Consider the following 927-nt stretch of genomic DNA (forward strand, 5'->3'; position numbering starts at 1 on the left):
ATGTGCTCGGGAGGAAAAATCTCCCGAGCCGGAGTATTTAAGATGCGTCCGTTACCGTTTGGCCACTGCGTTTAAATACAAATCGCCAGATAAACAGGACTACTGCGATATAAGCTAAGCCGACACCAAGTGCTTGCCACTCCATACCGTTATACATCGCGATAGGCATCAGAGAGATGATAAAGATATCGGTAATTGAACCAGGCACATAAGCAATGGCGTAGTCATCCAGAACTTTGCTACGCATTTTAGGGTCAACAATGCGCAATAGCGCGATGCCCATTGCAACTGTGCCTGTTAGCCAGCCCCAGGAGAATATGCCTTTTTCAAACCAATCATCGCCCATAATTCGAGGCGCAACCCAGAAGATCAGCCACAACGTAAATGCGATGCCACCAATGGCGAGTACGATCATTGGCGCAAGGTACTGAGCAAGAACAGTAATTTTGATTGCCGAAATACCAAATATGATCAGGTAGTCGGTGCTGATACCAGCCGCGTGCTTAAATGCTCCATCACAAAGGTATCGTGACGCTTTGGTTTGTTTCGCGACAATTCGTACGAGCATTCCGCCCAAAAAGCCCGTTACAAATGTCGGAATTTGTACTTTGTCGTGGAACGACGATAAGTAGTTTGCTGCGACATAAGAGAAAGCCGTAACGACGACGACAAGGGCTGCGTGAATAGCAAATGAATCCACAGAGAGTGAAGACATTGTGTCTTTCATCACTGGTTCTTGTTCTGTTGGTTTTACAAGACCTTTTCGTTCATGTTCATCCATGCTGTCAAAAGTTGTAAAGCTTCGAATCCAACCCATTTTTAGAGCAAATTGAAGCATCAGCATGCCGATGGAAATTGAGATGAAGATACCGACTGTCGCAAAGGTCAAACCAAGCGTGAAACCATCTTCCCAACCAAGACCCGTGA

At 46.0% G+C, this 927-nt stretch carries 1 protein-coding gene; it reads right to left on the reverse strand.

Annotation, left to right across the window (positions count from 1 at the left end; translation table 11 throughout):
- Positions 1 to 37 precede the first annotated feature (37 nt).
- Positions 38 to 927: sodium:glutamate symporter (locus tag R8O11_RS25860; protein ID WP_318194692.1), on the reverse strand; the 890-nt coding region annotated here is incomplete at its 5' end.

The sequence above is a fragment of the Vibrio sp. 1288 genome (assembly GCF_033344475.1).